Here is a 20,225-nt window from a genome sequence, read left to right as displayed (position 1 = left end):
GGCCGCCATGCGACCCCGCGCCGCGCGCGCATCCACACGAGGACACGCCCGATGAAATCGTCACGCCGGTCGCGTTGCAGGATCGCCGTGCTGCTCGTCGCCGCGAGCGTCGCGCTGTCCGGCTGCGGCATACTCGGCTGCGGCGGCGCCGCGACCAACGGCGCGGCCGCCGGCGGCTGCTCGGCCGGCATGCGGTTCTGAACGGCGCGCGACGCGTGCGCCGCCTGCGACGGAATGCCGCCGTCGCCGGCCGTTGCCCGCGTCCGGCCGCGCCGCCCTGCCCGCCGCCATTTTTTTGCCGCCGCGCCCCGCCGACGCTTTCTGCGATAGGATGGACCCGACGACGACGTCGCGCCCGGCGCGGCCGTCCGCGAGCGGGGCCCGCGCGAGCCGTCCACCCTGGCCGTACGGCCGGGTGACACGGTCGCGTCGTGCCCTTGGTGTATCCTTGCCTACTCCGTGACCGCGCGCCCCGGCATGACCCGGGCGCACCACCATGAACGATTCGTATCCCAGTCGTAAGCCAACCGACAAACCGCAAGAAAAGCGCTCGCTGCTCGAGCGCCTGACCGACTTCATCTCGCCCGAGCCCGAATCCCGCGGCGAGTTGCTGGAAATCCTCCAGGACGCCCACGAACGCAACCTGATCGACGCGGATTCGCTGTCGATGATCGAAGGCGTGTTCCAGGTCTCCGATCTGTGCGCCCGCGACATCATGGTGCCGCGCGCGCAGATGGACGCGATCAACATCGCCGACAAGCCCGAGGATTTCATCCCGTTCGTCCTCGAAAAGGCGCACTCGCGCTACCCGGTGTACGAGGAGAACCGCGACAACGTGATCGGCGTGCTGCTCGCGAAGGATCTGCTGCGCTTCTATGCCGAGGAAGAATTCGACGTGCGCGGAATGCTGCGCCCGGCCGTGTTCATTCCGGAATCGAAGCGCCTGAACGTGCTGCTGCACGACTTCCGCGTGAACCGCAACCACCTGGCGATCGTCGTCGACGAATACGGCGGCGTCGCGGGCCTGATCACGATCGAGGACGTGCTCGAACAGATCGTCGGCGACATCGAGGACGAATACGACTTCGACGAGGAAGCCGGCAACATCATCTCGGGGCCGGACGGCCGCTACCGCGTGCGCGCGCTCACCGAGATCGAGCAGTTCAACGAGACGTTCGGCACCGATTTCCCCGACGACGAGGTCGACACGATCGGCGGCCTGATCACCCATCATTTCGGACGCGTGCCGCACCGCGGCGAGAAGCTGCAGCTCGGCAACCTCGTGTTCGAAATCCAGCGCGGCGATGCGCGCCAGGTTCACGTGCTGCTGGTGCGCCGCAACCCGCTCGCCAGCCGTCGCGCCGAAACCTCGCACGAAGACTGACCGCTCCGCGCCAGCCGCGCCTCCTTCAACCGCTCGCCCTCTTCCGCTTCACATGGACGATCCGATTCCGTCCCGCCCGGCTGGCGGCCTTCTCGCGCCGGCGCCCGGCCGCGCGCTGCCGCGCTGGCACTATCCGGCCGCGCTGCTCGCCGGCGCGGCCAATACGCTCAGCTTCGCGCCCACGCCGCACGGCAGCTGGCTGCAGCTCGTCGTATTCGTCTGGTTTTTCGCGCAGCTGACGCGCACGTCGAACTGGCGCGGCGCCGCGCTCACCGGCGGCGCGTTCGGCTTCGGCAACTTCATCAGCGGCGTCTGGTGGCTCTACATCAGCATGCACGTGTACGGCGAGATGGCCGCGCCGCTCGCGGGCGGCGCGCTCGTGCTGTTCGCGCTCTACCTGTCGCTGTACCCGGCGTTTTCGGCCGGGCTGTGGTCGTTCTGCGCGGGCCATGCATGGCATCGCCGCGAGGCCGACCCGCGGCCGTTCTCGCCGACCTGGCACGGCGCGTTTGCGTTCGCGAGCGCGTGGGCGCTCGGCGAATGGCTGCGCGGCACCGTGTTCACCGGCTTTCCGTGGCTCGGCAGCGGCTACCCGCAGGTCGACGGCCCGTTCGCGGGCTTCGCGCCGGTGGTGGGCGTGTACGGGATCGCGTGGGTGCTCGCGCTGTTCGCCGCACTCGTCGTGCAGGCGCTCGCCGCCGCGCGGCCGTCGCCGGTGCGTGACGGCGAAGCCGGCGCATCGGGCGGCAACGCCCGCGTGCGCATCGCCGCGCCGGCCGGCATCGCCGTCGCCCTCGTCGCGGCCGGCCTCGGGCTGTCGCAGGTCACGTGGACCGTGCCCGCGAACGCGCCGCTCACCGTGCGGCTGCTGCAGGGCAACGTGAAGCAGGACATCAAGTTCGAGCAGGAAGGCATCGACGCGGCGATCAAGATGTACACACAGATGATCGTCGAGAAACCGGCCGACCTGATCGTCACGCCCGAGACCGCGATCGCGGTGATGATCCAGGAATTGCCCGAGCCGTTCGCCGTCGCGATCCGAAAATTCAGCGACACGACCGGGTCGGCCGTGCTGTTCGGCGCGGTCGGCGCGTCGGTGACCGAGGACGGCCACTACGTCGACTACACGAACAGCCTGTACGGCGTGACGCCGAATTCGCGCGACATCTATCACTACGACAAGCACCACCTCGTGCCCTTCGGCGAATTCATTCCGTGGGGCTTCCGGTGGTTCGTCAACCTGATGAAGATGCCGCTCGGCGACTTCGCGCGCGGCGCGCCGGTGCAGAAGCCGTTCCTCGTGCACAACCAGCCGGTGATGGCCGATATCTGCTACGAGGATTTGTTCGGCGAGGAAATCGCCGCGACGATTCGCGACAACCCGCAGCCGCCCGGCGTGCTCGTCAACGTGACGAACCTCGCGTGGTTCGGCGACACGATCGCGCTCGACCAGCATCTGCAGATCGCGCGGATGCGCTCGCTCGAGACGGGCCGGCCGATGCTGCGTTCGACCAATACGGGGATGACGGCCGCGATCGACGCGCACGGGCGCGTGCTTGGCCAGCTGAAGCCGTTCACGATCGGCTCGCTCGACGTGCGGATCGAAGGGACGAGCGGCTTCACGCCGTACGTGACGAGCGGCAACAACATCGTGCTCGCGGTGTCGTTCGTGCTGCTCGCGTTCGGCTTCACGTTCGGGCCCGGGCTGCGCCGGCGCAACGGCCGGCAACCCGGCGGCGACGAAGCGGCGTGACGCGGCGGGCCGCCGTCGCGCCCGGCGGTCGCGCGTGACCGCGAACCGGCCGGCCGTTCAGGCCGGCCGGGACGATCGATCCGATTGCTCGGGCTGCGCGGCGAGGCTCCGCAGGTCGCGGCGCACCTCCTCCATCACCGGCGCCCACGCACCGAACGTCGGCTGCCGGTACAACGTCGCGGTCGGATACCACGGGCTGTCCCGGCGATCGAGCAGCCACGGCCAGTGCGGATTCACGTCGAGCAGCACCCACGTACGCGCGCCGAGTGCGCCGGCCAGGTGCGCGACCGACGTGCACACCGTGATCACGAGATCCAGCGCGCCGATGAACGCGGCCGTATCGTCGAAACTCGTCAATTCGGCCGTGTGGTCTTCGATCGTGAAACCGGCCGCGCGCGCGGCGGCGACATCCGCGTCCGCTCCCGGCTGCAGCGAATAGAACGTGACGCCGTCGATCCCGCGAAATGCATCGGTGTAGCGCTCGAGCCCGACGCGCCGGAACGGATTGCGCTGGTGGCCCGCACTGCCCGTCCACACGAGCCCGACCTTCAACCGGCCGTCGCCCGCGAGCCGCGCGCGCCATGCGTCTCGCGCGGCCGGCTCGGCCCGCAGGTACGGCACCGACGCGGCGAGCGTCGACGCCTCCATGCCGAGCATCAGCGGCAGGCCGATCAGCGGCACTTCGTAATCGAATGCCGGCAGCGCGTCGACGCCGCCGCCCGCGCCGAACACGTCCGCGTGCGCGCCGAGGCTGCGCTGCATCAGCGTGCCGAGCGCCGGAAACGTATTCCACGCGAGCCGGCCGCCCTCGCGATGCACGCGTTCGGCGAGCGGCGCGACGAAGCGACAGAACTGCAGCACGTCGCCGAGCCCCTGCTCGCCCCATACCAGCAGCGTCTTGCCGGCGAGCGGCTCGCCCTGCCAGCGCGAGCCAGGCAGCGCCGGCCGGCGGCCGCGCAATTCGCCGGCGCCGTCCCAGCGTGCCTCGTGGCCGCGCCAGCCGGCTGCGTAATTGCCGCGCACGAGCTGGATGATCGCGAGATTGAAGCGGAACGATGCGTCGTCGGGCGCCAGCTCGCACGCACGCGCCGCATGGCGCTCGGCGTCGTCCCAGCGCTGCGCCTCCTTCATCGCCATCGCGACGTTGTTCATCGCGAGCGCGTTGTCGGCCGCGAGATCGGCGAGCCGCGCGGCGCTCGCGAGCGCACCGTCGAGGTCCTGCATCGCGATTCGCGCGACGACGAGATTGATCCATGCCTGCACGTCCTGCGGATCGTGCTTCACGGCCGCGTCGAGCAGCGCGATCTCTTCCGCGCGCTCGCCGCCCGACAAGCGCAGCGCGATCGCGAGGTTGTTGCGCAGCGACGGCCAGCCGGCATCGATTGCTAGCGCCGCGCGGTACGGCGCGACCGCATCCGCGTGACGGCCGGCCATCTGCAGCGCGTAGCCGTGGTTGAAGTACGCGTCCGCGCCCGGCTGCGCGCGCGCCGCGCATTCGGCGAGCGCAATCGCGTCGTCCGTGCGCTGCCGCGCGACGAGCGTGGCCGTGAGCTGCGCGATCGCCGACGCATCGACCGCATGCAGATGCGTGGCGGCGGCAAGCCACAGTTCGTGCGCGGCATGCTCGCCGCGCGCCTGCGCGTCGGCGGCCTGTCCGAGCAGTGCGAGGAACGGCGGAAGCAGCGGAATCAGGATGTCGGTCGGTTCGTCCATGCGGTGAGCGTCGGCAAGCGGTGACGCGGCGCGCATCGCGCGCGCCGCAATACGCGCATCTTACCGCCCGCGCGAAGCGCCGCGGCATGCGCGTCGCGGCGGCCCGCACGCGGCTGCGCGACGCATGCGGGCGATGGATGCGCAGGCCGCCGGAAACAGGCCGGCGGTGCCCGCATCGGCCTTCCGGCCGCATCCGGTCGCCGATCCGGTAAAATTACGCGTTTCAGCACACTAACAAGCCGCGCCGCCGCGCGAGCCGACCCTCCGGGCCCGCCCGGAGCGCCGCCCGCAACGGAGCGCCAGCGCCACGAAGGCTCTTCATGCTTACGTTTCAGCAAATCATCCTGACGCTGCAGTCCTACTGGGACAAGCAGGGTTGCGCCCTGCTCCAGCCCATCGACATGGAAGTCGGCGCGGGCACGTCGCACGTCCACACGTTCCTGCGCGCGGTCGGCCCCGAGCCGTGGCGCGCCGCGTACGTGCAGCCGTCGCGCCGCCCGAAGGACGGCCGCTACGGCGAGAACCCGAACCGCCTGCAGCACTACTACCAGTACCAGGTCGTGCTCAAGCCGGCGCCGGAAAACATCCTCGACCTGTACCTCGGCTCGCTGGAAGCGCTCGGCTTCGACCTGAAGCAGAACGACGTGCGCTTCGTCGAGGACGACTGGGAAAACCCGACGCTCGGCGCGTGGGGCCTCGGCTGGGAGGTGTGGCTGAACGGGATGGAAGTCACGCAGTTCACGTATTTCCAGGAAGTCGGCGGCCTCGAATGCAAGCCGGTGCTCGGCGAGATCACGTACGGCCTCGAGCGCCTCGCGATGTACCTGCAGAAGGTCGAGAACGTGTACGACCTCGTGTGGACCGAGTGGGAAGAGCAAGGCCCGAACGGCCCCGAGCTGCGCCGCCTGTCGTATGGCGACGTGTACCACCAGAACGAGGTCGAGCAGTCGACCTACAACTTCGAGCACGCGAACGTCGACCTGCTGTTCACGTTCTTCAACAGCTACGAAGCGGAAGCGAAGAAGATGATCGACGCGCAGCTCGCGCTGCCCGCGTACGAGCTCGTGCTGAAGGCCGGTCACACGTTCAACCTGCTCGACGCGCGCGGCGCGATCTCGGTCACCGAGCGGGCCGCGTACATCGGCCGCATCCGCGCACTGTCGCGTCTCGTCGCGCAGGCTTACTACGACTCGCGCGAGAAGCTCGGCTTCCCGATGCTCGGCAACCCGCCGGGCGTGCCGGGCCTCACCACCGACGCCCAAGACGCCGCGCAGCCGGCGTGGGCGCCGCCGCTCAAGGTCGAACGCAAGATCGATCAGGTCTGACGAGACGAGATTTATTCCAGATATGACGCACAATCATCCCGCCCCCCTGCTCGTCGAACTGCTGACCGAAGAGCTGCCGCCGAAGGCCCTCGCGCGCCTCGGCGACGCATTCGCCGAAGGTATCGCACAACGCCTCGCCGCGCGCGACCTCATCGAAGGCGAACTCGTGTTCGAACGCTACGCGACGCCGCGCCGCCTCGCGGTCGTCGTGCAGAACGTGCGCGCCGTCGCACCCGACAGACAGGTCCGCGAAAAGGTCCTGCCCGTGTCGGTCGCGCTCGACGCCGAAGGCAAGCCGACGGCGCCGCTCGCGAAGAAGCTCGCGGCGCTCGGCCACCCGAACGCGTCGATCGCCGATCTCGAGCGCGCGCAGGACGGCAAGGCCGAAGCATTCTTCATCAACTACTCGGCGGCCGGCGCCACGCTCGCCGACGGCCTGCAGGCCGCGCTCGACGAAGCGCTCGCGAAGCTGCCGATCCCGAAATTCATGACGTACCAGCGCCCGGACGGCTCGGACGTGAAGTTCGTGCGCCCTGTGCATCGGCTGACGGTGCTGCACGACGATCGCGTCGTGCCCGTCACCGCGTTCGGCGTCGACGCCGGCGACACCACGCTCGGCCACCGCTTCCTGTCGGACGGCCTCGTCGCGATCCAGCATGCGCGCGCATACGCCGACACGCTGCGCGACAAGGGCCGCGTGATCGCGCACTTCGCCGATCGCCGCGAAACGATCCGCACGCAGCTGAACGAACATGCGAACGGCGACACGGTCGTGATGCCCGAGTCGCTGCTCGACGAAGTGACGTCGCTGGTCGAATGGCCGGTCGTCTACCCGTGCCGCTTCGAGGACGAATTCCTGCAGGTGCCGCAGGAATGCCTGATCCTCACGATGCAGACGAACCAGAAGTATTTCGCGCTGACCGACGTCGCGGGCAAGCTGCGCTCGCGCTTCCTGATCGTGTCGAACATCGACACGAAGACGCCGGGCGAGATCATCGAAGGCAACGAGCGCGTCGTGCGCCCGCGCCTCGCCGATGCGAAGTTCTTCTTCGAGCAGGACAAGAAGAAGCCGCTCGCCGAGCGCGTGCCGCAGCTCGCGAACGTCGTCTATCACAACAAGCTCGGTTCGGCGCTCGCACGCGTCGAGCGCCTCGAGGCGCTGGCGGGCGAGATCGCCCCGGCGATCGGCGCCGACACCGCGCACGCGAAGCGCGCCGCGCGCCTCGCGAAGGCCGACCTGCTGACCGACATGGTCGGCGAGTTTCCGGAGCTGCAGGGCACGATGGGCACGTACTACGCGCGCCACGACGGCGAAGCCGACGACGTCGCGCTCGCGTGCGCCGAGCACTACCAGCCGCGCTTCTCCGGCGACGCGCTGCCGACCACGCCGGTGTCGACCGCCGTCGCGCTCGCCGACAAGCTCGAAACGATCGTCGGCATCTGGGGCATCGGCCTCGCGCCGACCGGCGAGAAGGATCCGTTCGCGCTGCGCCGTCACGCGCTCGGCGTGCTGCGCCTGCTGCTCGAGAAGCAACTGCCGCTCGATCTCGTATCGCTGCTGCGCACGGCGCACGCACGCTTCGACGGCGTGCCGGGCGTCGCCGAATCGACCGACGCGATCTTCGCGTTCTTCATGGATCGCCTGCGCGGCCTGCTGCGCGAGCGCGGCTATTCGGCCGGCGAAATCGACGCGGTGCTGAGCCTGAACCCGACGCGCATCGACGACCTCGTCGCGCGCCTCGACGCGGTGCGCGAATTCACGCGCCTCGCGGAAGCCGAAGCGCTCGCGGCCGCGAACAAGCGGATCTCGAACATCCTGAAGAAATCGGAAGGCGGCGCGAACGGCGCGGTGCAGCCGACGCTGCTCGTCGAGGCGGCCGAGAAGGCGCTGCACGAACAGCTCGCGGCCGTCACGCCGCACGTGCAGTCGCAGCTCGAGGCGCGTGCGTACACGGGCGCGCTGTCGGCGCTCGCCGCGCTGCGCGTGCCGGTCGACACGTTCTTCAACGACGTGATGGTGAACGCGGAAGATCCGGCGCTGCGCGCGAACCGTCTCGCACTGCTGTCCGCGCTGCACCAGCAGATGAACTGCGTCGCCGACATCTCGAAGCTCGCCGCATAAGGGCCGCACGATGCCGACCAGCCCCAACCGAAAGCTCGTCGTCCTCGACCGGGACGGCGTGATCAACGTCGATTCGGATGCGTTCATCAAGACGCCCGACGAATGGATCGCGCTGCCCGGCAGCTTCGAGGCGATCGCCCGGCTCAACCACGCGGGCTATCGCGTGGTCGTCTCGACCAACCAGTCCGGTATCGGCCGCGGGCTGTTCGACATGGCCGCGTTGAACGAGATGCACCTGAAAATGCATCGCGCGGCGGCCGCGGTCGGCGCGCGCATCGACGCGGTATTCTTCTGCCCGCACACGGCCGAGGATCACTGCGACTGCCGCAAGCCGAAACCCGGCATGATGCAGATGATCGCCGAGCGCTTCGAGATCGATCCCGCTCACACGCCGGTCGTCGGCGATTCGCTGCGCGACCTGCAGGCCGGCGTCGCGGTCGGCTTCCAGCCGCATCTCGTGCTGACCGGCAAGGGCAAGAAAACGCTCGCCGCAGGCAATCTGCCGGACGGCACGAAAGTCCACGACGACCTGCGCGCGTTCGCGCTCGATTTTCTTTCACACGAACACGAGTGATGCGGCTGCCGCGCGCATCCTCCCCAACACCAGACTCACGCCGATGCGCTTCGTCCGCTCCCTGCTGCTGCTGATCTACTTCATCCTGTACACGGTGCCGTACGCCACCGCGTGCTTCATCGCGTTCCCGTTCATGCGCCCCGACGCGCGCTACTGGATGGCGGCCGGCTGGTGCAAGTCGACGCTGTGGGTCGTGCGCTGGCTGAACGGCATCCGCTATCGGATCGAAGGGTTCGAGAACCTGCCCGACGGCCCGGCCGTGCTGCTGTCGAAGCACCAGTCCGCGTGGGAGACGCTTGCGTTTCCGGCGCTGATGCCGAAGCCGCTGTGCTACGTGTTCAAGCGCGAGCTGCTGTACGTGCCGTTCTTCGGCTGGGCGCTCGGGCTGCTGCACATGGTCAACATCAACCGCAAGGAAGGCAAGAACGCGTTCAATTCGGTGATCCGCCAGGGCAAGAAGCGCCTGTCGGAAGGCGCATGGATGATCATGTTCCCCGAAGGCACGCGCACGCCGGTGGGCAAGCAGGGCAAGTACAAGACGGGCGGCGCGCGCTTCGCGATCGAAACCGGCACGCCGGTCGTGCCGATCGCGCACAATGCAGGTCGTGTGTGGCCGCGCAACTCGTTCACGAAATTCCCGGGCGTCGTCACGGTGTCGATCGGCAAGCCGATCCCCAGCGAAGGGCTGACGCCCGATGCATTGAACTCGCAGGTCGAAGCATGGATCGAAGCGGAAATGCGCCGCATCGATCCCGACGCGTATCGCCAGGCGGGCAACGCCGGCACGCGCGATGCCGCGCGCGCCTGACGCCCCGGATTGCAGCCGTTGCGTACGACAAAAAGAAGCGAACTGATGAAACAGCGTCCGCGGCCACGGCCTGCCGTCGTGGCCCTCGATCATCGCCAGATGGATCTGCCGCTCTTCGACGGGCCGGCCGCCGCGCCGTCGGCGCCTGCCGCCCCGCCGGCGCCGCCCGAAGCCGCCCCCGCCGCGCCGCTCGATCCGGGCCCGGCGCCCGATCGCTCGCGCGTGCGCACGTTCGCGCTCGACAGCCGCGTGCTCGAATACCGGCTGAAGCGCTCGGCGCGCCGCACGATCGGCTTCACGATCGACGGCAGCGGGCTGTCGATCACCGCGCCGCGCTGGGTCACGCTCGCCGACATCGAAGCGGCGATCGCCGAAAAGCAACGCTGGATCTTCGCGAAGCTCGCGGAATGGAAGACGCGCACCGAGCAGCGCGCGCTGCCGCAGATCGACTGGCGCGACGGCGCGCAACTGCCGTATCTCGGCAAGACTGTGACGATCGCGCTCGGCGCGGGCGCCGTCGCGTTCGATGCCGACGCGCTGCGGCTGTCGCTGCCGCTGCCCGTGCAGGCCGACATGCAGCAGATCAAGGATCGCGTGCAGGGCTGGCTGCAGGGCGAAGCGAAACGCATCTTCGGCGAACGCCTCGTGGTCTACGCGGAAAAGCTCGGCGTCACGTATTCGATGGTCGCGCTGTCGTCGGCCGCGACGCGTTGGGGCAGTTGCTCGAGCGACGGCAAGATCCGCCTGAACTGGCGGCTGATCCATTTCCCGATGTCGATCATCGACTACGTCGTCGCGCACGAGCTGTCGCACCTGCGCGAGATGAACCACAGCCCGGCCTTCTGGCAGACCGTCGAATCGATCTTCCCCGAGTTCCGCGAAGCGCGGCACACGCTCAAGCATCACCCGCCCGAGCTGCTGCCGTCGCTTTGACGCCGTCGGTCACGACGTAAACGCCAAACGGGCGATGCGGATCACGCCGCATCGCCCGTTTTCGTTGCCCGCGACGCGCCACGCGCCGCGAACCGCTCATCCGGCGTTCAGTGCGCCTTCTTCTGGATGAACTCGATCTTGTAGCCGTCCGGATCCTCGACGAACGCGATCACGGTCGTGCCGTGCTTCATCGGGCCTGCCTCGCGCGTGACCTTGCCGCCTTGCGCCTTGATCTTCTCGCAGGCCGCGTACGCATCGTCGACCGCCACCGCCAGATGGCCGAAGCCATTGCCGAGATCGTAGGACGGCGTCTCCCAGTTGTGGGTCAGCTCGATCACGGTGCCCGTGCTTTCGTCTTCGTAGCCGACGAACGCGAGCGTGAACTTGCCTTCCGGATAATCCTCGCGACGCAGCAGCTTCATGCCGAGCAATTCGGTGTAGAACTTGATCGAGCGGTCGAGATCGCCGACTCGCAGCATCGTATGCAGCAAACGCATGTGTTGTACTCCTGTGGGGACTTTCCAGAGCCGGAAATTCTACCGGAGTCGGGTGAAATTCGCCGGGGGCGCCTAGCCGGGGGCGCCTAGCCGGGGGCGCCTAGCCCGGAACGGCCCAACAAGCACGCGGCCGATGCCGCGTATCGGCTGCCTCGGCGCGAGCAAGCGCGCAACGACTGAAAGCGGCACGATCCGGCTCGCCCGGGCACCGCGTCGATCGGGTAACATCCTTCCACTTCGCACCAAAAGCGGGCATGCGCGCCGCCGCCCGACCGCGACCACCCACTTTTTCTTGCCGCCCCACTGCCGTGCGAAACCGTCGATTCGAGCGCGCCGGACGCGCCGCCCGCCTGACCTCCGTGCCGCAAGGCCCGACCAGCGAGGCGCGCCGATGACCGCGCTTGCCGCCGCCCGCGTGCGCCGCGCACTCGATACGCGCGCCGTCGGCCTGATGCTGCTGCTGTGCGCGATCTGGGGCTTCCAGCAGGTCGCGATCAAGAGCACGAACGCCGCGATCGCGCCGATGTTCCAGGCCGGGCTGCGCTCGGTGATCGCCGCGGTGCTGCTGTGGGGCTGGGCCCGCACGCGCGGCACGCCGCTGTTTCAGGCGGACGGCACATTCGGTGCGGGCCTCGCGGCCGGCGCGCTGTTCGCCGGAGAATTCATCTGCGTGTTCTTCGGGCTGACGCTGACGAGCGCGTCGCACATGGCGATCTTCCTGTACACGGCGCCGTGCTTCACCGCGCTCGGCCTGCACCTGTTCGCACCCGGCGAGCGGCTGCAGCGCACGCAATGGACCGGCGTCGGCCTCGCATTCGCCGGCATCGCGCTCGCGTTCGCGGACGGCTTCCTGAAGCCGCGCGCGCCCGGCGCATCGGTGCTGGCAGGGCTCGCCGGCGACGCGCTCGGGATCCTCGGCGGCGCGATGTGGGCCGCGACGACGGTCGTCGTGCGCTCGACGGCGCTTGCGCGGGCCAGCGCGAGCAAGACGCTGTTCTACCAGCTCGCGGTATCGGCGGTCGTGCTGGTCGCGCTCGCCGCGCTGTTCGGCCAGATGTCATTCGCGCGGATCACGCCGGTCGCGCTCGCAAGCCTCGCGTATCAGTCGGTGATCGTCGCGTTCGTCAGCTACCTGTCGTGGTTCTGGCTGCTGACGCGCTACAGCGCGTCGCGGCTGTCCGTGTTCACGTTCCTGTCGCCGCTGTTCGGCGTCGCGTTCGGCGTGCTGCTGCTCGGCGAATCGGTCGGCTGGCGCTTCATGTCCGCGGCCGCGCTCGTGCTGACCGGCATCGCGCTCGTCAACGCGCCGCCGCGCCGGCGGATGTGACGACCGGCGCAAATACACGCGGGCAACAAAAAAGCTGCCCGTCGGGCAGCTCTCTTCGATACAGCGGGTGGGCAGCTCGCGCCACGCACGTCATCCGGCCTTGCGCACCGCCGCCAGCGCCTGCGCCACGCCGACATATTCGGCCACGCTCACGTCCTCCGCGCGGCGCGCGAGATCGAAGCCGAGCGCATCGAAATCGATCGTCTCGCGATAGTCGCCCAGCGTGTTACGCAGCATCTTGCGGCGCTGCGAGAACGCGGCGGTGACGATTTCGCCGAGCAGCGCCGGATCGACGTCCGGCAGTTCGTGCGGCTCGTACGGAATCATCCGGACGATCGCCGAATCGACCTTCGGCGGCGGCTGGAACGATTCCGGCGGCACGTCGAGCATTTTTTCCATCACGTAGCGGTACTGCAGCATCACCGACAGCCGCGAAAACGCCTTCGTGCCCGGCTCCGCGACCATCCGCTCGACGACCTCGTTCTGCAGCATGAAATGCTGGTCGATCACCGCATCGGCGAACGTCATCAGGTGAAACAGCAGCGGGCTGGAGATGTTGTACGGCAGATTGCCGACGATCCGCAGCGACGGCTTGTCGCCGGGCATCGCGAGCGAGCGGAAGTCGAACGCGAGCGCGTCGCCCGCGTGCAGCTCCAGCAGCGCGCCGAAGCGTTGCTGCAGGCGCCCGATCAGATCGCGGTCGAGCTCGACCGCGTGCAGCGGCGACTCCGGCGTCGCGAGCCGCTCGATCAGCGGCCCGGTCAGCGCGCCGAGCCCGGGGCCGATCTCGACCATCCGCTGGCCGCGTGCAGGGCCGATCGTCGCGACGATCGAGTCGATCACGCCGTGATCGACGAGGAAGTTCTGCCCGAAGCGCTTGCGCGCGAAATGGCCTTGGTGCTGTCTGCTGTTCGACATCGACTGAGTAAAACGAAAAATACGACGAATGGGGTAAACCGGCAGCGTCAGGCTGCGCGGCGATGGCGCGCCATCGTGACGGCCGTATCGAGCGCGGCGATCATGCTGCCCGGATCCGCGCGGCCCGTGCCGGCCAGATCGAGCGCGGTGCCGTGATCGACCGACGTGCGGATGATCGGCAGCCCGAGCGTCACGTTGATGCCCTCGCCGAACGTCGCGTACTTCAGCACGGGCAGACCCTGGTCATGGAACATCGCGAGCACGCAATCGGCATCGGCCAGATGGCGCGGCTGGAACAGCGTGTCGGCCGGATACGGGCCGCGTGCGTCGATGTGTTGCGCGTTCGCGCGGGCCAGCGCCGGCGAGATCACGTCGATCTCCTCGCGGCCGAGATAACCGTTCTCGCCCGCGTGCGGGTTCAGGCCCGTCACGAGAATGCGCGGCGCGGCGAGACCGAAATCGCGCCGCAGGTCGCGATCGATGATCGCGAGCGTCTCGACGAGCCCGTCGATCGTCAGCGCGGCCGATACGTCCTTCAGCGGCAGGTGCGTGGTCGCGAGCGCGACGCGCAGCGGCCGGTGGCCGGTGCCGGCCAGCATCATCACGACGCGCGGCGTGTGCGTGCGTTCGGCCAGGTATTCGGTATGGCCGGTGAACCGCACGCCCGCGTCGTTGATCGTGCTCTTCTGCAGCGGCGCGGTCACGATCGCGTCGTACCGGCCGGCCAGCGCACCGTCGATCGCCGCGTCGAGCAGCCCGAGCACGTAGCGGCCGTTCGCCGCGTCCAGCTTGCCCGCCTGCGCGGGCGCCGCCAGTGCGTGATGCGCGACCGACACCGGCGCGCCGCCGGCCAGTGTGGCCGCGTCGATGCCGACCGCGGCCGCACGCGCGTCGAGCAGTGCGGCATCGCCGAGCACGGTGAAATGCGCATCGGGCCAGCGCTGCGCGGCGTCACGCAGCGCCTGCACGGTCAGCTCCGGGCCAACCCCCGCGGGTTCGCCGGTCGTGATCGCGATCTGCAGCGCGGGCGTGGTCATCCGAGGCTCGCTCAGTTCGCCGGGCCGACGCCGCCGATCTTGTACTGCACGTACGACGAATCGCGCAACTCGCGCAGCCAGTCGGCATACGCCTGCTCGGCCTTGCGCTGGCCGATCGCCTGACGGGCGATGTCCATCTGCTGCTGCACCGACCCTTCCGCCTCGCGGCGGTTCAGCACCTGGATCAGGTGATAGCCGTATTCGGTACGGATCGGCTGGCTGATCTGGCCGTCCTGGAGGTTGTTCATCGCGCGCTCGAATTCCGGCACGGTCTCGCCCGGGCTGATCCAGCCGAGATCGCCGCCCTGCGACGCGGAACCGTCCTGCGAGTAGGTGCGCGCGAATTTCGCGAAATCGCCGCCGGCCTCGACCTGCTTGCGGATGTCGACCAGTTGCTGGCGCGCCTGGCCTTCCGACTTGCCTTCGCCGACGCGCAGCAGGATGTGGCGCACGTGCGTCTGGACGATCTTCGGCGCCGCGGCGCTCGCGCCCTGGCTTTGGCGGCGATCGACGAGGCGCACGATTTCGAAGCCGTCCGGCACGCGGATCAGCGTCGGGTTGACCTCGCCCGGGCGCAGCTTCGACGCGGCGTCGACGACGTCGGGCGGCAGCGCGCTCGGCGCCTTGAAGCCGAGATCGCCGCCCTTCTTCGCGTCGTTCGCTTCGGAGTTGTTCTTCGCGAGGCGCTCGAAATCGGCGCCCGACTTCGCCTGCTGCAGCAGCGCTTCGGCCTTCTTCTGCGCGGCTTCGATGTCAGCCTGCGGCGCGTTGGTGGGCGCCTTGATGAAGATGTGCTGGAAGCGCAGGTCCTGCTGCTGCGATGCGTTCGGCCCGCGCTGGCTCGCGATGTAGTTCGCGACCTCGGCGTCCGACACCGTGATCTTGCCGTCGACCTCGCGCTCGCGCAGCTTCGACAGCATCAGCTCGGTGCGCGCGTCGCTCGTGAAGATGCTCCAGGGCACGCCCTGCGCCTCGAGGCGCGCGCGGTACTGGTCGAGCGTCATCCCGTTCGCCTGCGCGAGACGCTGCAGCGTGGCCTGCACGGTCGCGTCGTCGATGCGGATCCCGTCGTCCTTGGCCTTCTGCACCTGGATACGTTCGAGCACCATCTGGTTCAGCACCTGCGCGCGCAGCTGGTCGGCCGGCGGCACCGGCGCGTTCTGCTGCTGCAGGCGGCGTGCGATCAGGCCGGCGCGCTGGTCGAGTTCGCGGCCCGTGATCACGTCGTTGTTGACCACGGCGACGACTTCGTCGGCGAGCTGCGCACCTTGCGAACCGAGTGCCTGCGCCGCGGCCGGCGCGGCGGCGAGCAGCGCGGCGGACGCGGCGAGGCTGGACACGACTGCCGCGAAACGAAGGGTTTTCTTCATTGCCACTGAAACTCCATTGAAATCGTGCTGACCGGTGCAGACATGCCGGCGTTACTCGTAGTTGCTGAAGCGGGACATCGGCGGCGGCGGCGGCGGCAACGGCGTGTAGCCTGGCACCCCGGCGCGGAATGCGGACACGAGGCCGTTGTCGATGGTCGACAAGCCCTTGAGCGTCAGCTGCATCATGAAGCGCGTCGACGAGTTCTGCTGTCCCGACGAATTGATGCCGTTCGCGGCCCGCTGCACCCCGACCCCGAGCGCCCAGCAATCCGCGTCGTATTGTAAGCCGACCAGACCGTCGACCACGCGATCTCCGGCGAAGTCGTAGTTGAACCGGCCGATCGCATACAGGCGGCGCGTGAGCGGCCACTGCGCGGACACCAGGAACTGGTTGATCGGCTGGTTGTCGAGCGTGGTATTCGTGCGCGTATAGCGATAGCCGACGTTGATCACGCGGCGCTCGCCCGGGCTGTAACCGAAACCGATACTCGACTTCACGAGCTGGTTGTTGTTCTGGTTGTACTGGAACGCCGTTTCCGACATGAAGCCCGAGCCGAGCTTCAGCGCGGCGCCGACGATCAGGTCCGAGTGGCGGGCCAGCACGGCGCTCTGCCCCGGGTTCAGCGTGACGCGCTGATCGGCGAAGTAGTACTGCTGCGCGATCACGAACCGCGCGCGCTCGTCGCCGGTGCGCGGATCGATGAAGCGCGACGTCAGGCCGGCCGTGATCCGGTTCGCATCGGCGATCCGGTCGTTACCGACGAACGTGTTCGGCTGGTAGATCTCCGCGAGGCCGAAGTCCGATTCCGCGGTGTCGAACAGCGGCGCGTTCGACTGATCGCGATACGGCGTGTACACGTAGTACAGGCGCGGCTCGAGGGTCTGGATGAAGTCCTGGCCGAACAGGCGCACCGAACGGTCGAAGATCAGGCCCGAATCGAAGCTCACGGTCGGGATCGACTCGGTGAAGCGCTTCGGGCTGTTCGGCGTGGCGGACGACAGGTAGTTCAGGTCGTACGACGCCAGGTGGTACTGGACCTTCGGCACCGCGAAGTAGCCGGGACCGTACACGCCATACGAAATGTACGGGTTGAAGACCACCCGGTCGCCCTGGGTCGCATCGGCGGTCGTGATGCGGAACCGCGAATAGTCGGCTTCCGCGCCGAAGTCGAACCCGCCGACGTTGTACTTCGTGTACTTCACGTTCAACTGCGGCTCGCGGCTGTACGGCGCGATCGACGGCGGCAGCGTCTGCCAGTGCTGGTAGCGCGCGAGCACCGACCACGGGCCGTTGTTGTACGTGAGGCCGGCTTCCTGCTGGTACAGCGTCTGCGTGCCGTTGATGAACTGGTTCGCCGACCCGAGGTCTTCGGGATACGTGTTGTCCGAAACCTTGTTGAAGTAGACGTAGCCGCCGAAGCCGCCGCCGAAGTTCTGCTGGTGCTGCCAGTAGATCGCGTAGCGGTTGCGATGCGCGAGCCGGTCGTCCGGCAGGTAATTGGCCGTAAACGTGCCCGAATACGACGGCGACAGATAGCGGAACGTCGCTTCGGTCATCACGCCGCGCCGCGAGATGATGCGCGGCGTGAGCGTCAGGTCGCGGTTCGGCGCGATGTTGAAGTAGTACGGCAGCGACAGCTCGAAGCCGTTGTTCGAGTTCACCGAGAACGTCGGCGGCAGCAGGCCGCTGCGCCGCTCGCCCGACAGCGGGAACGTCATCCACGGGCTCGCGAAGATCGGCACGCCCTGGAAGAACAGCACGCCGTTGCGCGCGGTGCCCTCGTCGGCGCCCGTATCGAAGTCGAAGCGGCTGCCCTTGATGTACCACGCGGGGTTCGTCGAGCACTGGCACGCGGTGTACGTACCGTTGACGAACACCGAGCGCTCGTTGTCGACCATGTCGACGCGCTCCGCGCTGCCCGACCCGCCCGTCACGTTGAAGTGATACTTCGGCGCGGTCATGAAGCCCTGGTTCGCCTCGATCTTCAGGTGCGCCTCGGGGCCGGCGAACGACGTGCCGCCATTGACCACCTTGACCTGGCCGTACGCATCGGCCATGTCGGTATCCTGATCGTAGTGGATCGCGTCGGCCTTCACGACGGCGTCGCCGCGCCGCAGCTCGGCCGAACCCTTCGCGGCGAGGTCCTGCTCGGCGGTGCCGCTCGTATGGTCGGCAATGACGAAGGCGGCCGGCTTCGCGCCGTCCTTCAGCGGATGATCCTCGAGCTGGGGCGCGAGACGCAGATCCCACGGCGAGTCGAGCGGCTGCGGCTGCGCAGCCGCGCCCGACAGCTGCGCGTACGACACGGCCGGCACGAGGCCGGGCACGGCCAGGAGCGCGAGCGCGAGCCGCCGTTTGCGCGGCGCCCCGTCACCGGGGAAAACATTCGGGAATAGCGGTTTGGGCGGCATCTATCGTTTGGCGAATCGCCCCTTGTCAACCGCGCCAGCACGGCACCTTCACGCGCGGCGGGCCGCGCCGTCGAGCCGCGACTGCGGCTCTTCGCAAACCGGGGAGGCGATCGGGCGGACGGCGCGACAGGCCGCGGGCCTGCACGGCGGAAGCTGACGCGGGGCGCGTCAAAAAAGTCGTGGGGTATTATATGGCAAGACGTTCCCCCCTCCGCCGAGTTTCATGACGCCCCCATCCGCCGCATCCCAGCCCGACGCCCGCCTCGACGCGCTCACCGCGTGGCTGCACCCGCTCGCCGAGCGCTACGCGCTCGATCTGTCGACCCTCGCGCCCGCGTCGTCGGACGCCAGTTTCCGCCGCTATTTCCGCGTCGCGTCGGCCACGCGCCCCGGCGGCACGCTGATCGCGGTCGACGCGCCGCCGCCCGAGAAGTGCCGCGAGTTCGTCCAGGTTGCGCAGCTGCTCTCCGGGGCCGGCGATCACGTGCCGGACGTGCTGGCCCACGATTTCGACGCGGGCTTCATGCTCGTGACCGATCTCGGCCGCACGTCGTACATCTCGGTGCTCGATCCGGCCGATCCGGGCGCGGCCCGTCCGCTGATGCGTGACGCCCTCGACGCGCTGATCCGCTTCCAGCTCGCGTCGACACCCGACGTGCTGCCGCCGTTCGACGAAGCGTTCCTGCGCCGCGAAATGGAGCTGCTGCCCGAATGGTTCGTCGGCCGCCACCTCGGCAAGCCGATCACCGACGCGATGCGCGGCACGCTAGACCGCACGTTCGCGCTGCTGGTCGCGAGCGCGCACGCGCAGCCGCAAGGCTTCATGCTGCGCGACTTCATGCCGCGCAACCTGATGGTCTGCGAGCCGAACCCGGGCGTGCTCGACTTCCAGGACGCCGTCTACGGGCCGCTGACGTACGACGTCGTGTCGCTGCTGCGCGACGCGTTCATCAGTTGGGACGAGGAGTTCGAGCTCGACTGCTTCGCGTACTACTGGGAAAAGGCGAAGAAGACCGGCCTGCCGGTCGACGCGGATTTCGGCGAGTTCTACCGCCAGCTCGAATGGATGGGGCTGCAGCGCCACATCAAGATCCTCGGCCTGTTCGCGCGCATCAACTACCGCGACGGCAAGCCGCACTACCTGAACGACCTGCCGCGCTTCCTCGCGTATGCACGCAAGGTCGCGCTGCGCTATCGCCCGCTCGTGCCGTTCGCGAAGCTGCTCGACGAGCTCGAGGGCAACGCGCCGGCCGACGTCGGCTATACGTTCTGACCGTTCTCGCACCCAGTCGACCATGAGCACACCCCTGACCACGGCGATGATCTTCGCCGCCGGACGCGGCGAACGGATGCGTCCGCTGACCGACGCCCGCCCGAAGCCGCTGCTCGAAGCCGGCGGCAAGCCGCTGATCGTGTGGCAGATCGAGGCGCTCGCGCGGGCGGGCATCGACACGATCGTGATCAACCACGCGTGGCTCGGCGAGCAGATCGAGGCCGCGCTCGGCGACGGGTCGCGCTGGGGCGTGCGGCTCGCGTATTCGGCCGAGGGCGACGCACTCGAAACCGCCGGCGGCATCGCGCAGGCGCTGCCGCTGCTGGAGCGCGACGGGCAGCCAGCCGTGTTCGCGGCCGTCAGCGGCGACGTGTACTGCGCGTTCGACTACCGGACGCTTGCGCCGCGCGCCGCCCGGATGGCCGCGCTCGACACGCCGGCGATGCACCTCGTGATGGTGCCGAACCCGCCGTTCCATCCGGCCGGCGACTTCGCGCTCGGCGACGACGGCCGTCTCGCGCTCGACGGCGCCGAGCGCTTCACGTTCGGCAACATCGGCCTGTACGACACGCGGATGTTCCGCGACCTCGCACCCGGCACGCGGCGCGCGCTGACGCCGTACTATCGCGCGACGATCGAAGCCGGCCGCGCGACCGGCGAACTGTACGAAGGGATCTGGGAGAACGTCGGTACGCCCGCGCAGCTCGGCGAACTCGACGCACGGCTGCGCGCCGCCGCGGGCTGATCGGACGACGGGCGGCGACGCCCCCGTCGCGCCG

Annotated in this window: 17 protein-coding genes; 11 read left to right on the top strand and 6 right to left on the bottom strand. The window is 68.7% G+C overall.

Annotated elements, in window-relative coordinates; all coding sequences use genetic code 11:
- The first annotated feature begins 51 nt into the window (after window positions 1-51).
- The 3 genes from J8I33_RS24980 (at window position 52) to lnt (ending at window position 3,137) form a co-directional block, all read left to right on the top strand.
- Window positions 52-201 carry a hypothetical protein gene (locus tag J8I33_RS24980; RefSeq protein ID WP_162838123.1) on the top strand — a complete coding sequence of 50 codons (150 nt, stop codon included), beginning with the start codon at window positions 52-54 and terminating at the stop codon, window positions 199-201.
- Window positions 202-496: 295 nt separating this feature from the next.
- Window positions 497-1,384 (top strand): transporter associated domain-containing protein, encoded by an 888-nt coding sequence (locus J8I33_RS24975; RefSeq protein WP_021160150.1) that lies wholly within the window; start codon window positions 497-499, stop codon window positions 1,382-1,384.
- Between the two features lie 52 nt (window positions 1,385-1,436).
- Complete coding sequence (gene lnt, locus J8I33_RS24970) at window positions 1,437-3,137, top strand: apolipoprotein N-acyltransferase (RefSeq protein WP_209939353.1); 1,701 nt, start codon at window positions 1,437-1,439, stop codon at window positions 3,135-3,137.
- Between the two features lie 57 nt (window positions 3,138-3,194).
- Here lnt and J8I33_RS24965 read toward each other — a convergent pair whose 3' ends face one another.
- Window positions 3,195-4,850 carry a hypothetical protein gene (locus J8I33_RS24965; RefSeq protein ID WP_209939352.1) on the bottom strand — a complete coding sequence of 552 codons (1,656 nt, stop codon included), beginning with the start codon at window positions 4,848-4,850 and terminating at the stop codon, window positions 3,195-3,197.
- 320 nt (window positions 4,851-5,170) lie between these two features.
- Here J8I33_RS24965 and glyQ point away from each other — a divergent pair, with 320 nt between their 5' ends.
- The 5 genes from glyQ to J8I33_RS24940 are packed head-to-tail and all read left to right on the top strand — an operon-like array spanning window position 5,171 to window position 10,612.
- Window positions 5,171-6,175: a glycine--tRNA ligase subunit alpha gene (glyQ, locus tag J8I33_RS24960; protein WP_006488593.1), complete on the top strand. Its 1,005-nt coding sequence runs from the start codon at window positions 5,171-5,173 to the stop codon at window positions 6,173-6,175.
- Window positions 6,176-6,197: 22 nt separating this feature from the next.
- The gene (glyS, locus tag J8I33_RS24955) at window positions 6,198-8,297 is read left to right on the top strand and encodes a glycine--tRNA ligase subunit beta (protein ID WP_209939351.1); all 2,100 of its coding nucleotides are present in this window, start codon (window positions 6,198-6,200) and stop codon (window positions 8,295-8,297) included.
- A 10-nt stretch (window positions 8,298-8,307) separates the two neighbouring features.
- Window positions 8,308-8,871 carry a D-glycero-beta-D-manno-heptose 1,7-bisphosphate 7-phosphatase gene (gene gmhB / locus J8I33_RS24950; protein ID WP_050014654.1) on the top strand — a complete coding sequence of 188 codons (564 nt, stop codon included), beginning with the start codon at window positions 8,308-8,310 and terminating at the stop codon, window positions 8,869-8,871.
- Window positions 8,872-8,914: 43 nt separating this feature from the next.
- A complete protein-coding gene (locus J8I33_RS24945) occupies window positions 8,915-9,679 on the top strand; it encodes a lysophospholipid acyltransferase family protein (RefSeq protein ID WP_050014656.1) in 765 nt (254 codons plus the stop codon).
- A 45-nt stretch (window positions 9,680-9,724) separates the two neighbouring features.
- A complete protein-coding gene (locus J8I33_RS24940) occupies window positions 9,725-10,612 on the top strand; it encodes a SprT family zinc-dependent metalloprotease (protein ID WP_050014658.1) in 888 nt (295 codons plus the stop codon).
- A gap of 107 nt (window positions 10,613-10,719) precedes the next feature.
- On the opposite strand, the gene gloA is transcribed toward J8I33_RS24940, so the two are convergent.
- Window positions 10,720-11,109 (bottom strand): lactoylglutathione lyase, encoded by a 390-nt coding sequence (gene gloA, locus J8I33_RS24935; protein ID WP_050014660.1) that lies wholly within the window; start codon window positions 11,107-11,109, stop codon window positions 10,720-10,722.
- A gap of 391 nt (window positions 11,110-11,500) precedes the next feature.
- On the opposite strand from gloA, the gene J8I33_RS24930 reads away from it, so the two are divergent.
- On the top strand, window positions 11,501-12,436 hold the full coding sequence (locus tag J8I33_RS24930; RefSeq protein WP_209939350.1) for a DMT family transporter: 936 nt from the start codon (window positions 11,501-11,503) through the stop codon (window positions 12,434-12,436).
- Window positions 12,437-12,526: 90 nt separating this feature from the next.
- Here J8I33_RS24930 and rsmA read toward each other — a convergent pair whose 3' ends face one another.
- From rsmA to J8I33_RS24910, 4 genes are read right to left on the bottom strand one after another with little or no spacing between them, the layout of a single operon-like run.
- On the bottom strand, window positions 12,527-13,354 hold the full coding sequence (gene rsmA, locus J8I33_RS24925) for a 16S rRNA (adenine(1518)-N(6)/adenine(1519)-N(6))-dimethyltransferase RsmA (RefSeq protein WP_089488802.1): 828 nt from the start codon (window positions 13,352-13,354) through the stop codon (window positions 12,527-12,529).
- Between the two features lie 47 nt (window positions 13,355-13,401).
- Entirely contained in the window at window positions 13,402-14,391 is a 990-nt protein-coding gene (gene pdxA, locus J8I33_RS24920) for a 4-hydroxythreonine-4-phosphate dehydrogenase PdxA (RefSeq protein ID WP_209927992.1), read from the bottom strand.
- Window positions 14,392-14,402: 11 nt separating this feature from the next.
- The gene (locus J8I33_RS24915; RefSeq protein WP_124556501.1) at window positions 14,403-15,761 is read right to left on the bottom strand and encodes a peptidylprolyl isomerase; all 1,359 of its coding nucleotides are present in this window, start codon (window positions 15,759-15,761) and stop codon (window positions 14,403-14,405) included.
- A 51-nt stretch (window positions 15,762-15,812) separates the two neighbouring features.
- Window positions 15,813-18,173, bottom strand: coding sequence for an LPS-assembly protein LptD (locus J8I33_RS24910; RefSeq protein WP_050014668.1), 2,361 nt, complete (start codon window positions 18,171-18,173; stop codon window positions 15,813-15,815).
- Window positions 18,174-18,396: 223 nt separating this feature from the next.
- On the opposite strand from J8I33_RS24910, the gene J8I33_RS24905 reads away from it, so the two are divergent.
- Together J8I33_RS24905 and murU are read left to right on the top strand one after the other, a co-directional pair.
- The gene (locus J8I33_RS24905; RefSeq protein WP_209939349.1) at window positions 18,397-19,446 is read left to right on the top strand and encodes a phosphotransferase; all 1,050 of its coding nucleotides are present in this window, start codon (window positions 18,397-18,399) and stop codon (window positions 19,444-19,446) included.
- A 22-nt stretch (window positions 19,447-19,468) separates the two neighbouring features.
- Window positions 19,469-20,191 carry an N-acetylmuramate alpha-1-phosphate uridylyltransferase MurU gene (murU, locus tag J8I33_RS24900; protein ID WP_209939348.1) on the top strand — a complete coding sequence of 241 codons (723 nt, stop codon included), beginning with the start codon at window positions 19,469-19,471 and terminating at the stop codon, window positions 20,189-20,191.
- Window positions 20,192-20,225: the final 34 nt, after the last annotated feature.

The sequence above is a fragment of the Burkholderia sp. AcTa6-5 genome (assembly GCF_017815075.1).
Lineage (GTDB): Bacteria > Pseudomonadota > Gammaproteobacteria > Burkholderiales > Burkholderiaceae > Burkholderia > Burkholderia sola.
Note: the sequence above shows the minus strand (reverse complement) of the source record. Positions and strands in the feature narration are given on the sequence as shown.

What these genes read in the sequence shown, in the direction of transcription:
- J8I33_RS24980 (WP_162838123.1), top strand. Translation starts at nt 52, where the DNA reads ATGAAATCGTCACGCCGGTCGCGTTGCAGGATCGCCGTGCTGCTCGTC.
- J8I33_RS24975 (WP_021160150.1), top strand. Translation starts at nt 497, where the DNA reads ATGAACGATTCGTATCCCAGTCGTAAGCCAACCGACAAACCGCAAGAA.
- lnt (WP_209939353.1), top strand. Translation starts at nt 1,437, where the DNA reads ATGGACGATCCGATTCCGTCCCGCCCGGCTGGCGGCCTTCTCGCGCCG.
- J8I33_RS24965 (WP_209939352.1), bottom strand. Translation starts at nt 4,850, where the DNA reads ATGGACGAACCGACCGACATCCTGATTCCGCTGCTTCCGCCGTTCCTC.
- glyQ (WP_006488593.1), top strand. Translation starts at nt 5,171, where the DNA reads ATGCTTACGTTTCAGCAAATCATCCTGACGCTGCAGTCCTACTGGGAC.
- glyS (WP_209939351.1), top strand. Translation starts at nt 6,198, where the DNA reads ATGACGCACAATCATCCCGCCCCCCTGCTCGTCGAACTGCTGACCGAA.
- gmhB (WP_050014654.1), top strand. Translation starts at nt 8,308, where the DNA reads ATGCCGACCAGCCCCAACCGAAAGCTCGTCGTCCTCGACCGGGACGGC.
- J8I33_RS24945 (WP_050014656.1), top strand. Translation starts at nt 8,915, where the DNA reads ATGCGCTTCGTCCGCTCCCTGCTGCTGCTGATCTACTTCATCCTGTAC.
- J8I33_RS24940 (WP_050014658.1), top strand. Translation starts at nt 9,725, where the DNA reads ATGAAACAGCGTCCGCGGCCACGGCCTGCCGTCGTGGCCCTCGATCAT.
- gloA (WP_050014660.1), bottom strand. Translation starts at nt 11,109, where the DNA reads ATGCGTTTGCTGCATACGATGCTGCGAGTCGGCGATCTCGACCGCTCG.
- J8I33_RS24930 (WP_209939350.1), top strand. Translation starts at nt 11,501, where the DNA reads ATGACCGCGCTTGCCGCCGCCCGCGTGCGCCGCGCACTCGATACGCGC.
- rsmA (WP_089488802.1), bottom strand. Translation starts at nt 13,354, where the DNA reads ATGTCGAACAGCAGACAGCACCAAGGCCATTTCGCGCGCAAGCGCTTC.
- pdxA (WP_209927992.1), bottom strand. Translation starts at nt 14,391, where the DNA reads ATGACCACGCCCGCGCTGCAGATCGCGATCACGACCGGCGAACCCGCG.
- J8I33_RS24915 (WP_124556501.1), bottom strand. Translation starts at nt 15,761, where the DNA reads ATGAAGAAAACCCTTCGTTTCGCGGCAGTCGTGTCCAGCCTCGCCGCG.
- J8I33_RS24910 (WP_050014668.1), bottom strand. Translation starts at nt 18,173, where the DNA reads ATGCCGCCCAAACCGCTATTCCCGAATGTTTTCCCCGGTGACGGGGCG.
- J8I33_RS24905 (WP_209939349.1), top strand. Translation starts at nt 18,397, where the DNA reads ATGACGCCCCCATCCGCCGCATCCCAGCCCGACGCCCGCCTCGACGCG.
- murU (WP_209939348.1), top strand. Translation starts at nt 19,469, where the DNA reads ATGAGCACACCCCTGACCACGGCGATGATCTTCGCCGCCGGACGCGGC.